General features: G+C 65.7%; 21 protein-coding genes. 7 read left to right on the forward strand and 14 right to left on the reverse strand.

Features of this window, described 5'->3' with window-relative positions; genetic code table 11:
• Positions 1 to 2: 2 nt before the first annotated feature.
• Together purN and purM are read right to left on the reverse strand one after the other, a co-directional pair.
• A complete protein-coding gene (purN, locus tag BLT60_RS17655; RefSeq protein WP_090878388.1) occupies positions 3 to 656 on the reverse strand; it encodes a phosphoribosylglycinamide formyltransferase in 654 nt (217 codons plus the stop codon).
• On the reverse strand, positions 656 to 1,735 hold the full coding sequence (gene purM / locus BLT60_RS17660; RefSeq protein ID WP_090878390.1) for a phosphoribosylformylglycinamidine cyclo-ligase: 1,080 nt from the start codon (positions 1,733 to 1,735) through the stop codon (positions 656 to 658). The genes purN and purM overlap by 1 nt, the downstream gene beginning before the upstream one ends.
• 182 nt (positions 1,736 to 1,917) lie before the next feature.
• On the opposite strand from purM, the gene BLT60_RS17665 reads away from it, so the two are divergent.
• From BLT60_RS17665 to ppx, 5 genes are all read left to right on the forward strand, one after another.
• A complete protein-coding gene (locus BLT60_RS17665) occupies positions 1,918 to 2,499 on the forward strand; it encodes a CDP-alcohol phosphatidyltransferase family protein (protein ID WP_090878392.1) in 582 nt (193 codons plus the stop codon).
• The gene (locus BLT60_RS17670; protein ID WP_090878394.1) at positions 2,496 to 3,581 is read left to right on the forward strand and encodes an AI-2E family transporter; all 1,086 of its coding nucleotides are present in this window, start codon (positions 2,496 to 2,498) and stop codon (positions 3,579 to 3,581) included. Before BLT60_RS17665 ends, BLT60_RS17670 begins: the two co-directional genes overlap by 4 nt.
• The gene (locus BLT60_RS17675; RefSeq protein ID WP_090878396.1) at positions 3,578 to 4,297 is read left to right on the forward strand and encodes a P-loop NTPase family protein; all 720 of its coding nucleotides are present in this window, start codon (positions 3,578 to 3,580) and stop codon (positions 4,295 to 4,297) included. The genes BLT60_RS17670 and BLT60_RS17675 overlap by 4 nt, the downstream gene beginning before the upstream one ends.
• A gap of 79 nt (positions 4,298 to 4,376) precedes the next feature.
• Positions 4,377 to 6,581: an RNA degradosome polyphosphate kinase gene (locus tag BLT60_RS17680; protein ID WP_090878484.1), complete on the forward strand. Its 2,205-nt coding sequence runs from the start codon at positions 4,377 to 4,379 to the stop codon at positions 6,579 to 6,581.
• Positions 6,582 to 6,633: 52 nt separating this feature from the next.
• Positions 6,634 to 8,094, forward strand: coding sequence for an exopolyphosphatase (gene ppx, locus BLT60_RS17685; protein ID WP_090878398.1), 1,461 nt, complete (start codon positions 6,634 to 6,636; stop codon positions 8,092 to 8,094).
• Positions 8,095 to 8,132: 38 nt separating this feature from the next.
• On the opposite strand, the gene BLT60_RS17690 is transcribed toward ppx, so the two are convergent.
• From BLT60_RS17690 to BLT60_RS17720, 7 genes are all read right to left on the reverse strand, one after another.
• Entirely contained in the window at positions 8,133 to 9,161 is a 1,029-nt protein-coding gene (locus BLT60_RS17690) for an ABC transporter permease (protein ID WP_090878400.1), read from the reverse strand.
• An 11-nt stretch (positions 9,162 to 9,172) separates the two neighbouring features.
• Entirely contained in the window at positions 9,173 to 10,675 is a 1,503-nt protein-coding gene (locus BLT60_RS17695) for a sugar ABC transporter ATP-binding protein (RefSeq protein WP_090878402.1), read from the reverse strand.
• Positions 10,676 to 10,684: 9 nt separating this feature from the next.
• Positions 10,685 to 11,710, reverse strand: a complete 1,026-nt coding sequence (locus tag BLT60_RS17700) for a sugar ABC transporter substrate-binding protein (protein WP_090878404.1) — start codon at positions 11,708 to 11,710, stop codon at positions 10,685 to 10,687.
• Positions 11,711 to 11,862: 152 nt separating this feature from the next.
• Positions 11,863 to 12,858 (reverse strand): TIGR00341 family protein, encoded by a 996-nt coding sequence (locus BLT60_RS17705; RefSeq protein WP_090878406.1) that lies wholly within the window; start codon positions 12,856 to 12,858, stop codon positions 11,863 to 11,865.
• 15 nt (positions 12,859 to 12,873) lie between these two features.
• Complete coding sequence (rnd, locus tag BLT60_RS17710; protein WP_090878408.1) at positions 12,874 to 14,049, reverse strand: ribonuclease D; 1,176 nt, start codon at positions 14,047 to 14,049, stop codon at positions 12,874 to 12,876.
• A 225-nt stretch (positions 14,050 to 14,274) separates the two neighbouring features.
• Positions 14,275 to 15,528 carry a calcium-binding protein gene (locus BLT60_RS17715; protein WP_090878410.1) on the reverse strand — a complete coding sequence of 418 codons (1,254 nt, stop codon included), beginning with the start codon at positions 15,526 to 15,528 and terminating at the stop codon, positions 14,275 to 14,277.
• 59 nt (positions 15,529 to 15,587) lie between these two features.
• A complete protein-coding gene (locus BLT60_RS17720) occupies positions 15,588 to 16,091 on the reverse strand; it encodes a toxin-activating lysine-acyltransferase (protein WP_139167879.1) in 504 nt (167 codons plus the stop codon).
• A 231-nt stretch (positions 16,092 to 16,322) separates the two neighbouring features.
• Here BLT60_RS17720 and aspS point away from each other — a divergent pair, with 231 nt between their 5' ends.
• A complete protein-coding gene (gene aspS / locus BLT60_RS17725; protein WP_090878414.1) occupies positions 16,323 to 18,113 on the forward strand; it encodes an aspartate--tRNA ligase in 1,791 nt (596 codons plus the stop codon).
• 31 nt (positions 18,114 to 18,144) lie between these two features.
• On the opposite strand, the gene BLT60_RS17730 is transcribed toward aspS, so the two are convergent.
• From BLT60_RS17730 to BLT60_RS24110, 5 genes are all read right to left on the reverse strand, one after another.
• Complete coding sequence (locus BLT60_RS17730; protein ID WP_090878416.1) at positions 18,145 to 20,337, reverse strand: hypothetical protein; 2,193 nt, start codon at positions 20,335 to 20,337, stop codon at positions 18,145 to 18,147.
• A gap of 82 nt (positions 20,338 to 20,419) precedes the next feature.
• A complete protein-coding gene (locus tag BLT60_RS17735; RefSeq protein ID WP_139167880.1) occupies positions 20,420 to 21,559 on the reverse strand; it encodes a hypothetical protein in 1,140 nt (379 codons plus the stop codon).
• Positions 21,560 to 21,850: 291 nt separating this feature from the next.
• The gene (locus BLT60_RS17740) at positions 21,851 to 22,300 is read right to left on the reverse strand and encodes a hypothetical protein (RefSeq protein WP_090878420.1); all 450 of its coding nucleotides are present in this window, start codon (positions 22,298 to 22,300) and stop codon (positions 21,851 to 21,853) included.
• A 74-nt stretch (positions 22,301 to 22,374) separates the two neighbouring features.
• A complete protein-coding gene (locus BLT60_RS17745; RefSeq protein WP_090878422.1) occupies positions 22,375 to 22,836 on the reverse strand; it encodes an SH3 domain-containing protein in 462 nt (153 codons plus the stop codon).
• Between the two features lie 143 nt (positions 22,837 to 22,979).
• Positions 22,980 to 23,177 (reverse strand): hypothetical protein, encoded by a 198-nt coding sequence (locus tag BLT60_RS24110; RefSeq protein ID WP_139167881.1) that lies wholly within the window; start codon positions 23,175 to 23,177, stop codon positions 22,980 to 22,982.
• A 336-nt stretch (positions 23,178 to 23,513) separates the two neighbouring features.
• Between BLT60_RS24110 and rpsU the strand changes: the two genes are divergently transcribed.
• Positions 23,514 to 23,765, forward strand: coding sequence for a 30S ribosomal protein S21 (gene rpsU / locus BLT60_RS17755; protein WP_090878486.1), 252 nt, complete (start codon positions 23,514 to 23,516; stop codon positions 23,763 to 23,765).
• Positions 23,766 to 23,847: the final 82 nt, after the last annotated feature.

Consider the following 23,847-nt stretch of genomic DNA (forward strand, 5'->3'; position numbering starts at 1 on the left):
ATTCAGTCGCCGAGCGACATCAGCATGCCGGGCGGTTCGCTCGGCGCCTCAGAAAACCTGACCAGCTCGTCGACGACGCGAACCTCCTCGCGGGCGACCAGCGCCAGCGCCCTGGGATAAAGCTGGTGCTCGGCGGCAAGGACTCGTTCGCCCAACGCATCGGCCGTGTCGCCCGGCAGCACCGGCACGGCCGCCTGGGCGATGATCGGGCCATTATCCATCGCGGCGCGGACATAGTGGACCGTGCAGCCGTGCAGCTTGACCCCGGCATCGAGGGCGCGGGCGTGGGTGTTGAGGCCGGTGAAAGCGGGCAGCAGCGACGGGTGGATGTTGATCAGCCGGTCATGCCAGCGATCGACGAACTCCTCCGACACCAGCCGCATGAAGCCGGCGAGGCAGATGAGGTCCGTGCCGGCGGCTTCCAGTCGCGCGGTCAGCGCCGCCTCGAAGTCGGGCTTGGTGTCGAACGCCTTGTGATCGACGACGTCGGTGGCAAGACCCATGTCGCTCGCCCGCTTGAGGCCGGGGGCCTCGGGCCGGTTGGACAGGACCAGCGAGATCTCGGCCGGGTAGTCGGGCTCCATCGAGGCCGCGATCAGCGCCGTCATGTTGGTGCCGCGGCCCGAAATCAGGATCGCGGTCCGCCGACGAGCCATCAGTCGGATCCGAGCGCGAGCTTGCCGTCGAAGATCACCGGGGCATCGGTGCGCGTCTCGACCGTTCCGAGGCGGAAGACCGTCTCGCCGGCATCGGCCAGCGCGGATTCGAGGGCCTCGGCGCGCTCGGGCTCGGCGATCACCACCATGCCGACGCCGCAGTTGAAGGTCCGCAGCATCTCCGGCTCCTCCAGAGGGCCGGTCTCGGCAAGCCACTTGAACACCGGCGGCACCTCGATCCGGCCAAGGTCGATCCGCGCGGCGAGGGTGTCGGGGAGGGCGCGGGGAACATTCTCGAGCAGTCCGCCGCCGGTGATATGGGCCAGCGCCTTGACGCCGCCGGGATTGCGGATCGCGGCGATCAGCGGCTTGACGTAGATCCGGGTCGGGGTGAGCAGCGACCGACCGAGGGTCGAGGAGCCGAAGGGCGAGGGGAAGTCGTAGGGCATTTCCGACCGGGCGACGATCATCCGCACCAGCGACAGGCCATTGGAGTGGACGCCGGAGGAGGCGAGGCCGAGGATCACGTCACCGGCCGCGATATCGTTGCGCGGCAGGATCGCGTCGCGCTCGACCGCGCCGACGGCGAAACCGGCGAGATCGAAGTCCTTTTGCGCGTACATCCCCGGCATTTCCGCCGTTTCGCCGCCAATCAGCGCGGCGCCGGCGATTCGACAGCCCCGGGCGATGCCGGCAATGACATCCATCGCTATCTCGGTCTCTATCTTTCCTGCGGCGAAATAGTCGAGGAAAAACAGCGGCTCGGCGCCCTGTGCCACCAGGTCGTTGACGCACATGGCAACGAGATCGACGCCGACGCCATCGAGGACGCCGAGGTCGATCGCGATCCTGAGCTTGGTGCCGACGCCATCAGTCGCAGCGACCAGCACCGGATCGGCATATCCGGTCGCCGCGAGGTCGAAAAGTCCGCCAAATCCGCCGATTTCGCCGTCGGCGCCCGGCCGCCGGGTGGTGCGGACGACCGGCTTGATCGCTTCGACAAGTTCGTTGCCGACATCGATATTGACGCCGGATTCGGCATAGGTCGCCGGAGTGGAGCGGCGATTGGGGATCGTCATGGACACGCCTTTCAGTGGCCCGGCGGATGCGGGGCGCATCCAACCACAAGACCCGCCGAATGCAAGCGGGCGCTCGGTTGTCCACCGATTGCCGACTTGGCTTTGAAGGGCGACAATGCCATTCCTAGCCGCGATTTCCGGCCGTCCGCACAGCGCGGCGCGGCAAAAAGGTCCGGACGAAGGTGACGATTCCGAATTTCATCAGTATCGGCAGGCTTTTCCTGGTGCCGCTGGCGATCTGGCTGATCGTCTCGGACGAGCCGATGACCGCGTTCTGGATCTTCGTGCTGGCCGGGGTGAGCGACGCGGTGGACGGGTTCCTCGCCCGCCAGTTCAACATGCGCTCGGTTGTCGGCACCTATCTCGACCCGCTGGCCGACAAGGCGCTGCTGGTCTCGATCTACGTGACCTTCGCCGTGCTCAACGAGATTCCGGTCTGGGTGACCATCCTCGTCGTCAGCCGCGACGTGCTGATCATCGGCGCCGTGGTGCTGGCCGGCATGCTCGGCCGGCCGATCGCGATGCGGCCGTCGATCGTCTCGAAGCTCAATACGGTGGCGCAGATTGTCCTCGCCGCGCTGGTGCTCGGCGACCTGGCTTTCGCCGTCGACCTGTCGATGCTGCGCACCGTCATGGTGGTGGCCGTCGGCATCCTCACCGTCGCCTCGGCGCTGCTCTATGCGCTCGACTGGGTTCGCCACATGGGAACCGACAAGTCGCTCCAGGGGGGAAAGTCGGTTCTCGACGAGAGGCTGCCGGAATGAAGATCGACCGGCAGATCGCCTTCTGGATCATCGCGGCGGCGGTGCTGCTGGCCTTCCTGTTCATTTTCCGGGCGATCCTGCTGCCTTTCGTCGGCGGCATGGCGATGGCCTATCTGCTCGATCCGCTGGCCGACTGGTTCGAGCGGCGGGGGATGAACAGGCTGATGGCGACGATGACGATCATCGTCCTCGCCCTGGTCGTTCTCGCCGCGCTGCTGGTTCTGGTCCTGCCGATCCTCGTCAACCAGATCGGCCTGTTGATCGCCAACCTGCCCGAATACCTGACTCGCCTCGACAGCGTGATCGAGTCGGTGCTGCGCTCAAGCTGGGCCGCGAGCATCGGCGTCAATCCCGACGCGGTCCGCTCGTCGCTCGGCGCCTTCGTCAGCCAGGGCACGACCTGGGCGACGACGCTGGTCACCTCCGTGTGGTCCGGCGGCCTCGCCTTCATCAACATCCTCGCGCTGCTGGTCGTCGCGCCGGTGGTCGCCTTCTACCTGCTCTACGACTGGGACCGGATGATCGGGCTTGTCGATAGCTGGCTGCCGCGCGACCATGTCGAGACCATTCGCCGGCTGGCGCGAGAGATGGACAGCGTCATCGCCGGCTTCGTGCGCGGCCAGGCGCTGGTCAGCATGACGCTGGGTGTCTTCTATGCGGCTGGCCTGGTCATCCTCGGCATCAATTTCGGCTTCCTGATCGGGCTCGGCGCCGGGCTGATCAGCTTCGTTCCCTATCTCGGTTCGACGCTCGGCTTCGTCGCCTCGGTCGGCATTGCGCTCCTCCAGTTCTGGCCGGACTGGGTGATGCCGGTCGCAGCCGCCGCCCTGTTCATTGTCGGCCAGTTGCTCGAGGGCTACGTGCTCCAGCCCTTCTTCATCGGCAACAATGTCGGCCTCCATCCGGTCTGGCTGATGTTCGCGCTGTTCGCCTTCGGCCTGCTGTTCGGCTTTGTCGGCCTGCTTGTCGCAATTCCCGCCGCCGCGGCGGTCGGGGTTCTGGTGCGCTATGCGCTCTCCCGCTACCTGGCGAGCCCGATCTACCGGGGCAGCGCCGGAGAACCGACGCCGCCCAGCGAATGACCGGCGACAAGCGGCCACCGTCGCGCCAACTGGCGTTCAGCCTACCGCACGATTCCGCGTTCGGCCGGGAGGACTTTGTCGTCAGCCCGGTCAACGCCGAGGCGATCGCGATCATTGACGGCTGGCCGGCCTGGCCGGAGCGCGGCCTGCTGCTGGTCGGCCCGGCAGGCTCGGGCAAGTCGCACCTGACGGCGATCTGGGCGGACGCCACCGGCGCGGCGCGCGTTGCCGCCCGCCGGCTTGGCCGCGACGATGCCCCGGCGCTGGTCGCCGCGGGCGCCGTGGCGGTGGAAGACCTGCACGACGGTCCGGTCGACGAGCCGGCGCTCTTCCACCTCGTCAATACGGCGGCGGAGCAGGGGGCGCGGCTGCTCCTGACCGGCCGCGGCGGCCTGGCGACGCTTCCCCTCAAGCTGCCGGACCTGGTGTCGCGCCTGCGCGCCGCGCGGTCGATCACCCTCGGCGAGCCGGATGACGACCTCCTCCGGCGGGTGCTCACCAAGCTCTTCGCCGATCGCCAGCTCGTCGTCGACGCCGCGGTGATCGATTTCATCCTGCTTCGGATGGAGCGGTCGCTGGAAGCCGCCAGCCTGGTCGTCGACCGGCTCGACCGCGACGCGCTGGCCGAGAATCGCTCGATTACCAAGCGTTTGGCGGGCGAGGCGCTGTCGCGGATGGCCGAAACGCAGGGATTGCTGTGGGACGGCGAGGATTAGCGGCGGAAATAGCCCTTTTGGCGAAATCGTCATATTTGCCGGCTAGGTTGTCGCGACGGTATAATCCTCGGAAAGCATGATGGATCAGAAGACACCCGACGCTGCCCTTGTGGGCGAAGCCGAAGCATCCGGACCCGAGCGGGCCGAGGGGCTGCGGCTGCGCACCCTGCCGGAACGGTTTATTAACCGTGAACTATCCTGGCTCCACTTCAACCGGCGGGTGCTTGAGGAGTCCAACAACCTGCACCATCCGCTGCTTGAGCGGCTGCGTTTCCTGTCGATCTCGGCCAACAACCTCGACGAATTCTTCATGGTCCGCGTCGCCGGCCTGATCGGCCAGCAGCGTCGCGGCATCTCGATGATCAGCGACGACGGCCAGTCGCTGAGCGAGCAGCTTGTCCATATCGGCGAGGCGGTGTCGAAACTGGCGAACGACCAGCAGGCGATCTGGGCGGACCTGCGGCGCGAGCTTGCCGACGAGGGGATCGTGCTGGTCGAGGCGTCGCAGATCACCGCGGAAGAGCATGACTGGCTGGAGGAGCATTTCCTCGAGTCGGTCTTCCCGACCCTGACGCCACTGGCGATCGACCCGGCCCACCCGTTCCCCTTCATCCCCAACCTCGGCCTGACTGTCGCGCTGCAACTCAGCCGCAAGGCCGGCGGGCGGCTGATGACGGCGCTGATCCGCATGCCGCAGACGCTGGGCCGCTTCGTCCGGCTGCCCCCGGCCGACGAAGACAAGGACCGCTTCATCAGCATCGAACAGGCGGTCGCGTTGTTCGTGACGCGGCTTTTCCCGGGCTATGCGGTCGAGGGGCAGGGCGCCTTTCGGGTCATTCGCGACTCCGATATCGAGGTCGAGGAAGAAGCCGAGGACCTGGTCCGCTTCTTCGAGAGCGCGCTGAAGCGGCGCCGCCGCGGCTCGGTCATCCGGCTGGAAATCGACGCCGCGATGCCCGAGGACCTGCGTACGATGGTCGCCAAGGCGCTGGCCGTCACCGGCGACGAGATCTTCATGGTCGACGGCGTGCTGGCCCTCAACGACCTGTCGCAACTGGTCGATGTCGACCGGCCGAAGCTGAAGTTCAAGCCCTATACGCCGCGCTTCCCCGAGCGGATTCGCGAAAAGGGCGGCGACTGTTTCGCCGCGATCCGCCAGAAGGACCTGGTCGTCCACCACCCGTATGAGTCCTTCGACGTCGTGCTGCAATTCCTGCGGCAGGCCGCCGACGACCCCAACGTGGTCGCGATCAAGCAGACGCTCTACCGGACCTCCAATGACTCGCCCATCGTCCAGGCGCTGGCCGAGGCGGCGGAAGCCGGCAAGTCGGTGACCGCGCTGGTCGAACTGAAGGCGCGGTTCGACGAAGAGGCCAATATCCGCTGGGCGCGCGATCTCGAGCGCGCCGGCGTCCAGGTCGTCTACGGCTTCATCGACCTCAAGACCCATGCCAAGCTGTCGCTGGTGGTCCGACGCGAGGCCGGTGCGCTGGCGAGCTACGTCCATATCGGCACCGGCAACTATCACCCGGTGACGGCGCGGATCTACACCGACCTGTCCTTCTTCACCGCCGATCCGGTGATCGCGCACGATGTCGCCCGCATCTTCAACTACATCACCGGCTATGCCGAGCCCGATGTGCTGGAGCGGATCGCGATCTCGCCGACCATGCTGCGCCGGCGGATCCTGACCCTGATCGCCGGCGAGATCGAGAATGCCAAGGCGGGCAAGCCGGGTGCGATCTGGATGAAGATGAACTCGCTGGTCGACCCGACGATCATCGACGCCCTCTACGATGCGAGCGCCGCCGGCGTACAGGTCGACCTTGTGGTTCGCGGCATCTGCTGCCTGCGGCCGGGCATACCCGGCCTGTCGGAGAATATCCGGGTCAAGTCGATCGTCGGCCGCTTCCTCGAACACAGCCGCATCTTCTGTTTCGGCAACGGCCACACCCTGCCGTCGCCTCAGGCGCAGGTCTATATCGGCTCTGCCGACCTCATGCCGCGCAATCTCGACCGCCGGGTGGAATCGCTGGCCCCGATCCTCAACCCGACTGTGCATGAACAGGTTCTCGGCCAGATCATGGTTGCCAATCTTGCCGACAACCAGCAGAGTTGGACTGTCTTGTCCGACGGTAGCTCGGAACGCATCATGGCGAAGAAGGGTGAGTCGCCCTTCAACGTGCATCAGTTCTTCATGACCAATCCGAGCCTGTCAGGCCGTGGAAAATCCCTCAAAACCGACCCCCCCAGGCCCCTCCGGAAACGGACGAAGCGGCGCTGAACCCAAGTCCGAGGACGCCCCTGGGCGCCTGACCGGCTCGGGCCCGATCGCGGTGGTCGATATCGGGTCCAACTCGGTCCGGCTCGTCGTCTACGAGCGGTTGTCACGGTCCGCGACGCCGATTTTCAACGAAAAAGAGCTCTGCGGGCTGGCCCGCGGCCTCGAGGCGACCAAGCGGCTCGACCCGGCGGCGATCGCCTCGGCGCTGGCCGCGCTGCGCCGCTATCGCGCCCTTGCCGACCAGATCGGCGTGTCGCAGATCCACGTCCTGGCCACCGCCGCGCCGCGCGAAGCCGAGAACGGGCCTGAATTCGTCGCCGCCGTCGAGGCGATTACCGGCGTCCCCATCCACATGCTCAGCGGCAAGGAAGAGGCGGAACTGACGGCCTATGGCGTCATTTCCGGCATTCACGACGCGCACGGCATTGCCGGCGATCTGGGCGGCGGCAGCCTCGAGGTCGTCGATGTCCATGGCGATACGGTCGGATCCGGCGAGACCTTTCCGCTCGGCGGCCTGCGATTGGCGGAGACCGCGCAAGGCTCGGTGAAGAAGGCCGAGAAAATCATCGCCGACGCGCTTGAGAAGTCGGAAGTCCTGAAGGAAGGGAGCAAGCGCGACTTCTACGCGATCGGCGGCACGTGGCGCTCGCTCGCCCGCCTCCAGATGCGGCAGAAGGGCTATCCGCTCCACGTCACCCACCAGTATGCCATCGAGGCCGGCGAGGCGGCGGAATTCTGCAAGATGGTGGCGCGGCGCGACGTGGATTCGCTCGATTCCATCGAGGTCGTCTCGCGCAATCGCCGCCCGCTGCTGCCTTACGGCGCGGCGGTGCTGGAGCAAGTGATCAAGACGATGAAGCCGTCGCGGATCGTCATGTCGGCGCTCGGCGTGCGCGAGGGACACCTCTACGACCTGCTGTCGGCCGAGGAAAAGGCGCTCGATCCGCTGATCGTCGCCTGCGAGGAACTGGCGCTGCTTCGCTCGCGCTCGCCGCGCCACGCGGCGGAACTGAGCCCGTGGGCCGGGCAGGCCTTCGAGGCGATCGGTCTTGACGAGACCGAGGAGGAACAGCGGCTGCGCCATGCGGCCTGCCTGCTTGCCGATATCGGCTGGCGCGTCCATCCCGAGTATCGCGGCGAGCAGAGCCTGAACCTGATCGCCCATGCCGCCTTCATCGGGGTCGACCACCCGGGCCGCGCCTACCTGGCGCTGACCAATTTCTATCGCCACGAGGGTCTGATCGACGAGGCCCTGAGTCCGCGTATCCGGGAACTCGCGCCAACCCGCTACATGGAGCGGGCGCGGGCGCTGGGCGCCGTGCTACGGGTCGCCAACATGATCTCCGGCGCGATGCCGGGCGTCATGCCGCGCACGCGGCTGGAACGCGACGGCAAGAAGCTGGTGCTCGTCCTGCCGCACGATCTGGCGCCGCTTGGCGGTGCGCGGGTCGAACGGCGCCTGGCGACGCTCGCCAAGACCGCCGGCCTCGAAGCCATCATCGGAATAGAGTAGGGCCGCCGCCGCCGGCCGGAGCCGGCAGCGGCTGGCGATCAGTCGCCGCGGGCTTCGGCGCGCGAGCGCAATTGCTGGGCGTAGACGTTGATGACCAGCGCCGCCAGCAGGATCAGGCCGCGGATCAGGGTCTTCAGGAACGGATCGATCTGCACGTGGTCGAGGCCGTTATTGAGGACGCCAAGCACCAGCAGGCCGACGATCGTGTTGCCGATGCCGCCACTGCCGCCGAACAGGCTGGTGCCGCCGACCACGACGGCGGCGATCGCATCAAGCAGGTAGGTGGTGAACTCGTTCTGCTGGGCGCTGCCGAAATAGGCGACGCCGAGCATGCCGGCAACGCCGGAGCAGACGCCGCCGATGACCAGCACCGCGCCGACGATGAACTTGACGTTGACGCCGGAATATTCGGCCGCCTCGCGGTTGCCGCCGACCATGTAAACGTAGCGGCCGAAGCGGGTGTAGGTGAGAACGAGGTGGGCGACGAGCAGGAAGACGCCCGCCACCATCACGATCACCGGAATCCCGCCGAGGGTGCTCGATCCGAGGAAGGTCACCAGTTCCGGCACCGCATAGGCGATCTGGCCGCGGACGAAGAGGGCGGACATGCCGTCGGCGATCTGCATCATCGCCAGCGTCATGATGAAGGACGGTATGCCGATGAACACGACGCCAAGGGCGTTGAAGAGCCCGAGCGCGAAGCAGACGCCAAGCGCGACGACGACCGCCACAAGGCCGGGCAGCGGCACGTTGGCGATATTGACGTAGCCCTCCTGCATCGTGAAGAAGGCGACGGCGATGCCGGTGACATTGGCGATCGCCGCGACCGACAGATCGATTTCGGCTGTCAGGATGACGAAGGTCAGTCCGACGGCGATGATCGCCGTAATCGAGATCTGGTTGAGGATGTTGCCGACGTTGGTCAGCGTCGGGAAGGATTCACTGGCGATACTGAAAAAGCCGACGAGGAAGAGCAGGGTCAGGAAAGGCGCGATATTGCGCAACTGACTGCTGAACCACTTTCCGAATCCCCCACGCCGCTTCGCCGCAGTTCCAGTCTCCGCCATTCTTTCCCCCATCAGGCCGCTTCGAGCAGCCGGTCCTTGCTGACCGTATCTCCGGCAAATTCAGTGACGATCGCCCCGCGCTTCATGACGAGTATCCGGTCGGCGAGCGACAGGACCGTCTCCGGTTCGGTCGAGACGACGACGACGGCGATCCCCTGGTCGCGCAGGTCGCGCACGATCCGCACCACATCCTCCTTGGCGCCGACATCCATGCCCCGGGTCGGTTCGCTAAGGATCAGCACCTTCGGGGCGTGGGTCAGCCACTTGGCCAGGGCAACCTTCTGCTGGTTGCCGCCGGACAGGTTACCGAGGAGCTGGTCGGCGCCCGGGGTGCGAATGCGCAGGTTGTCGATATGCCCCCTGGCGATGCTGCGCTCGGCGCCCGGTTTCAGCAGGAGGCGCGAAATCCGCTCCAGAATGCTGATCGACATGTTCTTGTAGAGCGGCTCGTGGTGGAAGAGCATCGCGCGCCGGCTCTCGGGCACGTAGGCGATACCCAGTTCCTTGGCGACGGACGTTCGCGGCAGGCGGATCGGCTTGCCTTCGAGCATCAGGCCGCCCGACGCCTTGAGCTTGCCGAACAGGGCGCGGGCCAGCTCGATCTGGCCGCAGCCCATGAAGCCGTAGATGCCGAGGACCTCGCCGGCGCGGATCTTGATCGAGACGTCGTGAAAGGCGCGCTCGATCGACAGGTTCTCTGTCTCCAGCACCACCGGCGCGTCGAAGCGGGTGTTGAGCTTGATGTCGCCGGTATAGCTCTCCTCGAGCTCCCGGTGGCCGACGCCGATCATCTGTTCGATGACCTTGCGCTTGTCGATCTTCGAGACCGGGGAGGTCAGCACCTTCTCGCCGTTGCGGAAGATCGTCACCGAGTCCGAGATGCCGAGGATGTCGTCGAGGAAATGGGAAATGAAGATGATGCTGCGACCGCTCTCGCGCAGTTTGCGCAACGTCGCGAACAGGAGCTCGACCTCCGGCGGCGACAACGCCGACGTCGGTTCGTCGAGGATGATGATGCGGGCGCCCGAGAACAGGACGCGGGCGAGTTCGATGAGCTGCTGCAGGCCGATCGGCAGAAGGCCGATGGTCGTCGTCGGATCGACGTCGATGCCAAGTCCGGCGAGATGCTCGCGCGCCTCGCGCACCATCCGCTTCCAGTCGATGATGCCGAGTTTGGTGACCGGCTGCGAGCCGAGAAAGACATTCTCCGCGACCGTCAGTTCGGGGGCGATGCTGAGTTCCTGATGGACCATGCCGACGCCGGCATCGAGGGCATCGCGGGCCGAGCGAAAACGCACGGGCTTGCCGTCGAGGCGCATCGTGCCCTGGAAATCATGATGCACGCCGGCGATGATTTTCATCAACGTCGACTTGCCGGCGCCGTTCTCGCCAACGAGTCCGTGGATTTCCCCCGCCCGAAGTGAAAAATCGACACCCCGAAGCGCCTGGACACCGCCAAACGACTTCGAGATGTCGACCAGTTCGAGCAGCGGCGTTTCGCTGCCTTCAGTCATGTTCCGACTTTAGATCAGGTAGTGGCTTTCCATCCACAGCATGCCTTCGGCGTTCGCCTTGGTGACGACCGGTCCGTCGGTGATGATGTGCTTCGGAATGCCGTCACCGGTCTTCTCGCCGGCCACAGCCGCGACACCGGCAACGATCGCGCCGCCGTGGATACGGCAGGACGGGTTGCGCACGGTGCCGAGCATACGGCCTTCGATGACCGCCTCGATCGCCGGCGGCATCGCGTCGACACCACCGATCAGGGTCTCGCTGCGGTTGCGGCGCTTCATCACCTCGGCGGCGGCGAGCGCCATGTCATCGTTGTGGAAGAAGGCGCCGTTGATCACCGGATACTTGGTGAGCAGCGTGTCCCAGATGCGGGCAACCTTCGACACGTCCCAATCGGCGGGCTGGGTGTCGAGGACCTCGATGTCCGGGAAGTTCTTGACCACCGACTCGAAGCCGGCGGCGCGGCCCTGGGCGCCGGTATGGCCGAGCGCGCCCTGGGTCATGACCATCGTGCCCTTGCCGCCCATCGCGGTGACCAAAGCCTGGGTCATCGAGGCGCCCATGAACTCGTTGTCCGGAGCGAGGAAGGTGTGGACGTTGATCGAATCGAGCGGCGCGATCAGCGTGTCGAGATCGATGACCGGGATGCCCTTTTCGATCATCTTGTTGACCGGGGCGGTCAGGGTGCCGATGCCGAAGGCCTGGATGGCGACGAAGTCCCAATCCTGCGAGGCCATGTTGTCGATCGCGGCGCGCTGCTTGACCGAGTCGAGCTGGCCATCGAACCAGGTGACATCGACGTTGAACAGCTTGCCCCAGTATTCGGCGGCCTGCTTGCCCTGGGCGCACCAGGTGGCCTGAAGGCCGGCATTGGAGAAGGCGGCCTTCAGCGGCTTCTCGGACTTGCCGACGGCCATGGCCTCGGCCATTGCCGGGGTGATGCCGATGCCGCCAAGCGCGGCGAGGGCAGCGGCCGATCCGCCGACCTTCTTGAAGAAATCACGCCGCGACTGCGGGCCGAATTCAGACTCTGACATTTTGGGTTTCCTCCGGTTTCAAGCTTTTTTCGGAACAGTCTGACGTCAGGCGACGCGCGTTCCGTTTGGGTTGAGCAATTTGTCGTATGATTGCGGGGCTTGCAAGCCCCAAGTCGCAGAGGACACCGCGACAGGTGCCTATTTGTGCGGCATTATTCGAAGAAGTGCGCCCAGACGGTGATGACCGCGATCTGGAGGACGACCAGCAGGCCGAGGACGATGAGATTGGTGCGGATCGCGTCCTTCGCGGCGCGGCGTTCGAGCCACCGGCGCGGCCGGACGCCCTTCCAGATGAAGACGAGCTGGCTGGTCAGGTTGAGGCAGACGACGTTGGTGATCAGCAGGATCAGAGCACCGAAGGCTCCGGCGAAATTGCCCCCGCCGGCGAGGAAGCCGGCGGCGACCGCCGGCGGCATCAGCGCCACGGCGACCATCACCCCGACCAGCGTGCTCGGCAGCCGCGAGGTGATCGACAGGGACGCGGCGACCCCGGAGGCAAGCGCCAGCACTGCGTCGCCATACCAGACATGGGTGCGGCGCAGGAGTTCGACGCTGTCGAGGTTTGCCGGCAGGACGAGGCCGATCAGCAGGGCAAGCACCAGCGTCATGCCGAGTCCGGCGGCGGAGACGATGGCGGCCTTGCGCATCAGGACGAGGTCGCCGAGGGCGACGCCGAGCGAGAAGGCGAGATTGGGACCGAGCAGCGGCGCAATGACCATCGCGCCGATGATCACCGCGACATTGTCCTCGTTGAGCCCGATGGTGGCGACGATGGCCGATGTCAGGGTGAGGACGACGAAATTGATGTCGAGTTGGGCGCCGTTGGCGACGTCCTCATAAAGCTCCTCGCGGGCCGTCGTCTTGCGGTTCGACTCCTGCCGCTTGATCTCATCCTCGGAGACCCGGGGCAGGGTGGCTTCGATCGGCAGGACGTTGATCCGCCAGCCATCCTCGCCCTCAAGCGCGGTCTGCAGGGCATCAAGAACGTTCTGCGAATAATCGGCGGAGACGACGATTTCGGCCGTGCGCAGGCCTTCCTCGCCGTCTTCCTCGATCTTGAGATCAATCGGGTCGCAGGCCGCCGCCGCCGACCTGATCCGCTCCGAGAGACGCTCCGGGAAGATGGCGAGGATCAGGCGGAGCGACACCGGCTCACCAGACGCCTAGTGCGGCGCTCCTGGATCGCGGCCCGCCTCGTCGATGGTCACGACCTGGTTGCGGCGGACGGCCAGCGCCATGTCCCCGCGCTTGAGCTTGAGCGCCGCGTCGCCGAACAACTCGCGCCGCCAGCCATGAAGCGCCGGCACGTCGGCCTCGTCGTCCGAGGCAATCGCCTCAAGATCGTCGACCGTGGCGATGACTTTCGCAGCGACGCCATGGCTTTCGCTGGTCATCTTGAGAAGAACCTTCAGGAGATCGACGGCGGCGCCGGTGCCGTTGCCGGTCTGGCGGGCTTTCGGCACCTTCGGCAGGGCATCCTTAGGCAAGGCCATGGCGCGCTCGACCGCGGCGAGGATGTCCTCGGCGGCGCGCGAGCGCTCGAAGCCCTTGGGGATGGTGCGGAGCTGGCCGAGGGCCTGCGCCGTCGTCGGCTGCTGCTGGGCGATCTCGTAGATCGCGTCGTCCTTGACCACCCGGCCGCGCGGCACGTCGCGCGATTGCGCCTCGCGCTCGCGCCACGCCGCGACTTCCTGCAGGACAGCGAGTTCGATCGGCTTGCGGACCCGCAGCTTGAGGCGCTTCCAGGCGGAATCGGGCTCCATCTGGTAGGTCTTGGGCGAGGTCAGGATCTCCATTTCCTCGCTCACCCACTCGGTCCGGCCCTGCTGGTCTAGACGGGTGGAGAGCGACAGGAAGACATCGCGCAGGTGGGTGACGTCGGCGAGCGCGTATTCCTGCTGGCGCGGCGTCAGCGGGCGCCGGCTCCAGTCGGTGAAACGCGAGGATTTGTCGAGCTTTGCGCCGGTCAGCCGCTGGACGAGCTGGTCGTAGCTGACGGAATCGCCAAAGCCGCAGACCATCGCCGCCACCTGGGTATCGAAGACCGGATGGGGCACGAGTCCGCCGAGATGGAAGACAATCTCGATGTCCTGGCGCGCCGCATGAAAGACCTTGATGACCTGTTCGTCAGCCATCAACTTGAAGAATGGCTCAAGGTCGAGATCCGGCGCGAGGGCGTCGATGATGACCGCCTCGTCGGGGCTGGCCAACTGGATGACGCACAGTTTCGGCCAATACGTCGTCTCCCGCATGAATTCGGTGTCGACGGTGACGTAGGGGAATCGGGCCAGGCGGAGACAGACTGCCGCCAGATCGGCGGTTTTGGTGATGATCGACATGCCCTCCTATAGCCCAGCCGTCCGGAATTGTCGCCAAATCTGGTGCCACGTATCAAGATTTTGGCAGGCTGGGTAACCGGCGGGTCGGGAGGGGCCGGAATCCCGGAGAATTGCGTCGCAAATGGCGCCGGCTGGGAACAACGAACGTCTGATGGAAAGGGCAAATGCACCACGGCGGCCCCGTCAGAGGCCGCCGTGGGTTGCGATACGCGCTGGAAGGCGGGCCTAGGCGGCCATCTCGAAATCGAGATAGGACAACGCGAGGCCTTTGCCGATCTTGGCGATTTCAACCGCCGCGGCGCCGCCGACACCATCCTTGTCGTAGGACAGGATACCGTTCTGATCGTTGTAGATCAGGCGGTGTGAGGCCAGGAGGGCTGCGCTGCCGGTCGCGAACTCCGCCGAGTCGACCGTCGCACCGAGTTCGGGGAACCAGGCGGCGCTCAGATAGATGATGTCCTTGCCGACCTCGAAGTCGCGAATGACATCTGTCTGATCGAGGGCATAGTCTTCCTTGAAGTAGAAGCCATCCGCGCCCTTGCCGCCCGTCATGATGTCGCGGCCGAGGCCGCCGGAGATCAGGTCCCCGCCCTTGTTGCCGTCGATCCTGTCGTCGCCGGCGCCGCCTTCGATCAGGTCGCCACCCTTGCCGCCGTCGATCGTGTCCTTGCCGTCATCGCCATAGATGTCGTCGTCGCCTTTGCCGCCGTCGATGGAATCATTTCCCTTGCCGCCGTAAAGGTCGTCATCGCCCTTGCTGCCGATCAGCGTGTCCTTGCCGGTGCCGCCGTCCAGTTCGACCTGAAGATAGTTCTTGGGCAGGCCGGAGGCGTCCAGGGTGTCCTTGCCGCCGAGCCCTTTGAGGGCGACTGCATCCATGCCCTTGTCGATATGCTTGACCTTCACGTCGACGTCGAGACCGAGCACCTTGAAGCCATTTGCCGTGGCGAGCACGGAGATGTCGTCACGGCCCCCGCTGCCGCGCGCGGCAATCACGTCGGTCTCCCCGTCAGGCGCCTTGCCGGGGGTGCGGGACAGATCGATGATCACCTTGGTGACGCTGGTGCCGGAAAGGTCGTCGACAAAGGCCAAGTCCTCCCCTTCGCGCAGGTCGATTTTGACCTTCTCGATACTTTTGAGTTCGGTACCAACCGGATTGAACGGGTGATCGAAAAAACTGAGCTTGCCATCGAACTGGTCGATGAACGCATAATCATCGCCCATCGAGCCGTTGAACTTGAACGTGTCGTTGCCTCCCTGGCCGTTGACGACATCGTCGCCGTCACCAAGGTTCCAGGTGAAAGTATCGTTGCCGCCGCCGAGGCGCACATCGTCGTTGCCAGGGCCGGCCGAAACCTTGTCGTTTCCGCCTTTCGCCCGGATCAGGTCTATTCCCGCGCCGGGCATGCCCAGGACGGTTGGTGAAACGAAGCCGGTATTGATCTTTTCATTGGCGTTGGTGCCAGTGACATTCACCATTACAGAGTATCTCCCGAGGGTTGGTCGAACCGGGCGTGTGCTGACCCTGATCCGTCGTGCTAGGTGCCGCCGCGCCTAGCCTGGGCGGCTTCGATGTGTGCGCCTATGAAGGCGTTCACACCGAGCCTGAGCGGCCGGATACGGCCATTCTCGTACCGCCGCTTGGCGTAGACGGTCTGCGAATCCCTGCCGATGATGCGGATCTGGTCGCGCAGCAACTGGTGAGCCTCGGGCAAATCGACCGCCCAGCAGTTGATGATCAGGCAGGGGCCTGCGTCACCGCCGGCCGACGCGCCGGGGTCCTCCGTCAGCCAGGCCTCCGCTTCCTCGACGCTGGCGAAGGCCCAGCCGGCAAAGCCCACCACGGTCTCGCCGCGACAGGCAAAAACATAGTGATTGCGATTGATCTGGCCGGCGATGGTCTGCGCCCAGTGGCCGAAGGGCAGGCCCTGAAACGCCGGCTTGCCCATCAGGTAGCTGATCGCCAGCCCGAAAGCCGAGACCTGATCCGCGAACCGGTTGAGACGCAACCCCGCCTCGGCGTCGGGGGGAGGTGTGGTCATGCTGTCTCGTCCGCCTGCCTGCTGTCGCCAGAGGAAGGGTAACCGAGCGAATGGCGCCATGCCACCGGCGGCAAGTAGAAATCCGGCCGACGTCCGGTCGACGAGCAGGCCGGACAAGCGGCGGCGGGTCGCGCATCCGGTCCTTGACAAATGCGGGGTGCCCGTGCGTTCTCCCGCCGTTCGGCTCGCGCCGGACCGTCACCGGCAACTCAACAAAACCAACGGATTCCCATGCACCGCTATCGGACCCACACTTGTGGCGATCTCCGCCCCGACAATGTCGGCGAAACCGTCCGCGTGTCCGGCTGGGTGCATCGCGTGCGCGACCACGGCGGATTGCTGTTCATCGACCTTCGCGACCACTACGGCCTGACCCAATGTGTCGCCGACCCCGACTCGCCGGCCTTCAAGCTGGTCGAGACGGTGCGCGCCGAGTGGGTGGTGCGCATCGACGGGGAAGTGAAGGCGCGGACGCCCGAGACCGTCAATGCCAACCTGCCGACCGGCGCGGTCGAGGTCTTCATCCGTGAGATCGAGGTGCTCTCGACGGCGGCCGAACTGCCGTTGCCGGTCTTTGGCGACCAGGAATATCCGGAGGAGACGCGGCTCAAGTATCGCTTCCTCGACCTGCGCCGCGAGAAGCTCCACAACAACATCATGAAGCGGTCGGAGATCATCTCCTCGATCCGCCGGCGGATGACCGACTCCGGCTTCTTCGAGTTCCAGACACCGATCCTCACCGCGTCCTCGCCGGAGGGCGCCCGCGACTTCCTGGTGCCGTCGCGGCTGCATCCGGGCAAGTTCTACGCCCTTCCGCAGGCGCCGCAGCAGTTCAAGCAGCTGATCATGGTCGCCGGCTTCGACCGCTACTTCCAGATCGCCCCGTGTTTCCGCGACGAGGATGCCCGCGCCGACCGCTCGCCGGGGGAGTTCTACCAGCTCGATATCGAGATGAGCTTCGTCGAGCAGGACGACGTCTTCAACGCCGTCGAGCCGGTGATCCGCGGCCTTTTCGAGGAATTCGCCGATGGCCGCACCGTCTCGCCGGACTTCGTCCGCATTCCCTATGCCGAGTCGATCCAGAAATACGGCTCCGACAAGCCCGACCTGCGCAATCCGATCGTGATGAGCGACGTCACCGAGCAGTTCCGCGATTCCGGCTTCAAGGTCTTCGCCGGCCAGATCGCCGCCGATCCGACGGTCGAGGTCTGGGCGATCCCGGCGCCGACCGGCGGCAGCCGCGCTTTCTGCGATCGGATGAACTCCTGGGCGCAAGGGGAAGGGCAGCCGGGTCTCGGCTACATCTTCTTCCGCGACGACGGCCAGGGCGCCGGCCCGGTCGCCAAGAATATCGGGCCCGAGCGCACCGAGGCGATCCGCGAGAAGCTGGGGCTTGGCGACAACGATGCCGTCTTCTTCGTCTGCGGCCATCCGGCCAAGCATCACGTCTTCGCCGGCACGGCGCGCCAGAAGATCGGCCGCGACCTCAACCTGATCGACGAGAACGCGTTCGCTTTCTGCTGGATCGTCGACTTCCCGATGTATGAGTGGAACGAGGACACCAAGCAGATCGAGTTCTCGCACAACCCGTTCTCGATGCCGAACTACGATCACGAGGCTTTCCTGGCGCTCGATCCCTCGGACAGCGCGACGATCCTAGACATCAAGGCGATCCAGTACGATCTGGTCTGCAACGGCATCGAGCTGTCGTCGGGTGCGATCCGGAACCACAAGGTCGAGATCATGCGCAAGGCCTTCGCCATCGCTGGTCATGGCGAGGAGGTGCTGACCGAGAAGTTCGGCGGCATGCTGAATGCGCTGACCTATGGCGCGCCGCCGCATGGTGGCATCGCACCAGGCATCGACCGCATCGTCATGCTGCTCTGCGGCGAGGAGAATCTCCGCGAGGTGACGCTCTTCCCGATGAACCAGCGGGCCGAGGACCTGATGATGGGCGCGCCATCGGAAGTCGGCGCCCGCCAGCTCGGCGAATTGCACATCCGCCTGAACCTGCCGGACTAGGAGGAGCCGGGCGGCAGCGCCGCCCGGACGCTCAGTTCGGTGACTGGGTCGCGCCCGGTGCTTCGGCCGGCTGATCGGCCGGAGCATCCTCGACCGGGATATCCTCGACAGGGATCTGGACGATCGGCTTGCGCTCGTCCGGGTTCTCCGCGGCGGGGGCTTCCTCGGCCGGCGCCACTTCGGCCGGCGCTTCCTCAACCGGTGCAATTTCGGCCGGGGCTTCCTCGACCGGCTCCGGAGCCACTTCGCCGGGTGTGCCAGTGATGGTCAGCCCGAGCAGGTCGACGAGCGTCGCCGGCGCATTCTCCACCGCATCCGTCAACGCCACCAGGCCGACCGGCTTGAGCGGCTGGGCCGACAGGGTGATCGACGAGCCCGGCACGGCGACAAAGTCGCGGATGACCGGCACCAGCTTGGGCAGCAGGCCCGAGCGCTGGATCAGCGCCATCAGCTGCGGGTCGTTGACGGTCGCCATCGACAGGAAGAAGGGGATCGCGTCGGCGAATTGCTTGCGGAAGGTCTCCGGCGGCGCGTTCATCTGCTCGGCCAGCATGTCGAGGCCGTTGCCGACGATCGACTCGTCCTCGAACGTGACTTCGGCGTCGAGCAACGTCATGCGCGGATAAGCCAGCATCATCAGCGCCTCGTCATGCGCCGCGCCGAGGGGAAATCCGCCGATCGCGAACTTCATCGCGAAGCCGCCCATGTCCTTGAGGCCAAACCGCAGGTCCTTGACGGTGAGAACTTCGCCGGCCGCCTGCCAGGCGGTGTCGAGGAAGAAGCTGAAATCGACCTTCTCGTAGCCGAAGCGCTCCAGCAACGCGCGGGCCTGGCGGTCGGTGATCGCGTCGGTCGGGATCACAAGGCCGGAGACCTCGAGCGAGGCGGATGTCGGGAAGAGGCCGATATAGTCGCGGGTGTCGAGCCGGACTCGGGCGAGGCCGAGGCGTTCGATATCGGGGGTCTGGACGTTCAGGTCGACGAGCTCGAGGAAACCGAGCCCCGGGGCGAGCGATTCCGGATCGATGTCCTTGCCGCTGTCGATGGCGGCGACGAGGTCGGTCAGTCCGTCGATGCCGCCGAGCGGGATATCGCCGATCGCGAAGCGGCCAAGCCGCATGGCGAACTGGCCCCTCACGGCGGACTCGAGGCCCTCGATCGCGATTTCGCGGATACCGTCGACGGAGATGTCCGTCATGTCGAAACCGCTGAAGGCCATGCGGTCGATCCCGGCGACGTCGATGGCGAAGCCGGTGACGCCGACGCGGCCAAACGACCACGAGCCGAGAAGCCCCGGCAGATGGCGCAGCGACAGGCGCTGCATCAGTTCGGGCGGCATGTTGGGGTCGAGCATCACCGCATCGAGGAAGGACGCGAAGGGGATTGGTGGCTGGCGGACGCGGGTATTCTCGACGGCAATTCCGTCGATGCTGAAGCGTCCGCCCGGGACCTCCATCTGGATGTCGTGATAGGCGACGAGGTCGATTCCGTCCTGCCAGGCCATGTCGCCGACGCCGTTCTGGTAGGCGTCGGGATCGTAGACCCGGACGAAGGCGGCGAGATCGAGGCCGCTGCCTTCGACGCTGCCGATGGTGGTGGTGACCAGGCCTTGGGGCGACGGCGATTCGAGGCGCAGCGGCCCCGCCCGCATCGACGTCAGCCTGCCGTTGGCGAAGTCGTCGAGGCGCAGGTGCTCGTAGACGATGCGGCTCTCGATGTCCTCAATCGTCTGGACGACGACGACGGAACCGACGCGGGCGCGGGCGAAGCTCGTCTTCACCGCCTCGGCATAGCCCTTGATCATCGAGGTGAAGGGCTGGTTCGGGGAGAAGACGACATCGCCCATTCGCGGGACGGCGAGGTCCTCGATGCCCAGGTCGCCGATTTCGATCGTCGCCAGGCCGAGCGTGATGACGCCGCCATCGGCGACGATCGATTTCGCCCGGAAACTGCCGTCGAGCGAGCCGGCGTAGCCGGTGACCGAAAGCCTGGCGATCGCCACCTCGCTTCCCAGCCGGTCGGCCCGGGCGACGAAATCGGTCACGGTCGCGGTGTCGGTCACGGAGTCGTAGCGGAGGCCGCCATAGCTCGCCGACCAGTCGGGCGAGGCGTCGATCGCGGCTACCCGTTCGCGGATCGCGGCTTCGACCGGCTCCTCCGCGATGGCGATCTGGGGGAGGACCATCAGGACGCCGGCGACGGCGAGGCAGGTGCGCGACTTCATGGAATCACTCTCAGCGGGTTGGCGACACCGCCATCAATCAGATGCCCCGGCTTCCGGCAAATCCGGAAGCCGGGGCACAAGATCAGTTGTTCGCGGTCACGTCGACCGAGAGAACGTCCGGGAGCGTCTGGGGCGCCTGGTTGGCGATGCCCATGATTTCCTCGAACTTCTTCGGCTGGTCCGGGTTGACGGCGATGGTGATCGACTGCGGATCGTTGAGGAACGCCGCGCCGGCCTTGGCCAGCTTGTCCTGGAAGGGCGGGTTGCCGATGAAGTTGAGCATGAAGGGCAGGGCCCCGCCGAACTGCGCGACGACGGCGGCGCGATCGACGCCCATCATCTTGGCCTGCATGTCGAGGACCCGCTCGACAACGCCGGCATTGTCGAATCGGATGGTCAGGGCCTCAAGCGCGCCGTTCTTGCCGGCATCGCCCGGCTCGGCGCCCTGGGCCATGTCGCCAAGGGATATGCCGTTGAACTTGCCGGTGACGGCGAGCTTGCCGACATCGGCCGCGTCGAGGGTGAAGGTGCGCAGCGTCACCTCGTCGCCTTCGCTCTCATAGGCGCCGGCGATATCGAGATTGACCATGAAGCCGCTGGTGTAGCCGAGTTCGTCGAGGATCGCCTTCTGCTGGGGATCCTGGGCGAAGACGGCCGGCGGAATGTTGATCGACGCAACCTTCAGGTCGAAGTCGCGCGGGTTGCCTTCCGCGTCCACGTCGAGGGCCACGCCGATCGAGGCAATATCGAGCGGTGCGGGCAGGTCGCCGCCAGCGATCGACAGGCCGCTGACCGTCACCTGGGTGAAGGGGAGGATATGGGCCTTCGCCTTGATCTCGGCCGGCGAGGGGACGGTCGCATCCTTGAGGGAGCCCATCTGCCAGGCGACGTTGGTGTCCTCGTCGACGACGGTGCCGTTGTCGAAGGTCATGGCGCTGGCGGTGAAGCCGCCGGCGTCGCGCGGCTGGGCGTTGGCGATGGTGATGGTCGGGATGGAGATGACACCACCCTTCGGGTTGGTCGCCGAGAAGCCGGTGATCGTCACGTCGTCGCCGATCGCGGTGGCGCCGTCATACTTGGCGGTCGACTTGTCGTTGGACTGCATGGCGGCGACCAGCGCATCGGCGATCGCGTTCGCGTCGGCGGCAAGGGCCTGGCCAGCGCCAAAGGCAAAACAGAGTGCGGCGCTGCCAAGAGCAATGGAATGCAGTTTCAGGGACATGGACATCTCCTAGGGGTGAAGGGCGAGGCGCCAGTCCGATTGCCATTAAGGCGCCGATCGGGCGGCATATTCGCCGGAGTTAATGGCAAGGGCAAGGCTGGAAAACGGCTTGAGGCTCCTAACTGTGTCCTACGTCACACAGGCAAACCGGGAGGAATTGAAGGCTACCAGAGGCGGTTGATTCACCGGCTGCCGCGCCGCCGGGGGACGGTGCCTTGCCGGCTAAATGTCTCGCGCCGGGTGTCGCGGGGGCGAACGCTGCGGCTCGCCGTTGCACGCCGATGCGCCGAATCAATCCGCGGCTCCCGCCCGCGGATCGATGGTTTCGTCGAGCGGCATTTCCTTGCCGTCATAGTCGATCAGCAAGGCCAAGTCGCAACTGGTGAACTCGGGCGCGGATTGGCAGATCGCCTTCAGGGCCGCCCGCGCGGCTTCCTCGCCCGGCATGCCGCAGACGACATGGGTCGAGTGGAATTCGGGCAGCCAGACCACCATGAGGCCCGACCAGCCGGCCGGATAGCACCAGCGGGTGGGGAAGCACTCCTGGCCGCCGGACTCATCGCTGCATTTCTGGCGGGCGCATTCGAGGGCCGCGGCCGCATCGCCGCCGCGGCACCACCATGTCCCTTCCTCGGCCTGCGCGAAGCCGATTCCCTCGGGGCCGTCGGCGTGAACCGGCGAGGCGAGGCAGGCGGTGGCCGCAATGAGAATGGCAAGCCGCCTGATCGATGCGGCGTTCAAGGCCCGGGACCTCAGCGACCGTAGACTGAGAATGGCAAGCCGCCTGATCGATGCGGCGTTCAAGGCCCGGGACCTCAGCGACCGTAGACGAAGAAGACGTCCGGACGGTCGAGGTAGCGGCCGTTGAAATAGAAGGCCCGGCCTGCGTACCAGTCGCGTTGCTCCGCGCTTTCCGAACGGATCGGCGCCGAGGCGAGGTAGGCGGTCTGCGGCGGAACGTAGACCGGCTTTAGCTTGGTGCCGTGGCGGGTGCGGACCGGCGAGACGTTCAGGGTCTGGGTCAGCGGGGCATAGCCGCCGATATACTTGCCATACGCCCAGCCGCGACGGCCCTCGTAATAGACCTCGCACCAACCGGCACAGCGATAGACCTCGACGGTTTCCCCTGCGGGGACAACGGTCAGGCGGCCGTAGTTGGTGCCGGGGCCATTGCGGATGACCACATTGGCGGTCGTGTTGCTCGACCACGCCAGTGCGGCGTCGGTGCCGGCGACGAGCAGCAGCGCGGCGACGGCGAAAAGGGAACGCAAGACCATTTGCCCTTCCTCCAGTTCGGGAACTTTGGCCGGAGGCTAGTCCCAGGAAGTTGCCAAGCGGCGAACGTCCGGCCTTTTCAAGGCGTTGACTTGGTTCACGGTTAACCGGCGCTTACCGGAAACCCGTCGTTACGACGCGCCGATCAGTAGTTGGCGGGCGGATCGCTGGCCGGGAAGGATTCGTCCGATTCCTCGTCCACCTCGTCCCAGTTCTTCGGCGGATCGCGCATCGATTCCGGGCCGGCAGGGCGCACCGGCCGGGTCGGCGGGGTGTCATCTTCCTTGTGGTCGTCCTTGCGGACGTCGTCGTTGCCGGGCTTTCCGTCGTCTTCGGTGGTCATGGTCGGTGGTCCTTCGCTAGACCGGAGACAACGCGACCGACGTCGATGCGTTCCGTCGTCCGGTCGGTGGCTTTTCTCGACATGGGATGGGAGCGGACGGGTCTCAAGCGGCGAAAGCCGCTGCCGAAGAGGGTTTTTCGCCACTTTTTCTTCCACCGGTACTGGCAAAATCGGTTTGACCCGGTTACATACTGCGCCAGAAAAATGGTGCCCGAAGCGGGGATGGTGGGACTTTGCCCTCTCCGCCGCGGTTTTTCGTATCCGCGGCACACGGGACATCACGAAGCCAAAACCGATACAGGCCGCCGTGTCGCGGCCGACCGAAAGGAACGTCTGTTGCAGATATTCGTCCGCGATAACAACGTCGACCAGGCGATGAAGGTCCTCAAGAAGAAGATGCAGCGCGAGGGCGTTTTTCGCGAGCTGAAGCGGAAGCGATTCTACGAGAAGCCGTCCGAGAAGCGGGCGCGCGAGAAGGGCGAGGCGATTCGCCGGGCCCGCAAGCTGGTCCGCAAGCAGGCGCAGCGCGAGGGTCTCCTCCCGGCGCCGAAGAAGCGCGTCATGGGCGCCGGCCCCGGTCGCCGCTAGGCCTTAATCGGCTTCTGCCAGTTTCGACATATCCGGGCGGCCTGCCGATGACGCGGGCCGCTGATTTTCGATTTTTCCGATG

Source organism: Bauldia litoralis (assembly GCF_900104485.1).
Classification (GTDB): Bacteria; Pseudomonadota; Alphaproteobacteria; order Rhizobiales; family Kaistiaceae; genus Bauldia; species Bauldia litoralis.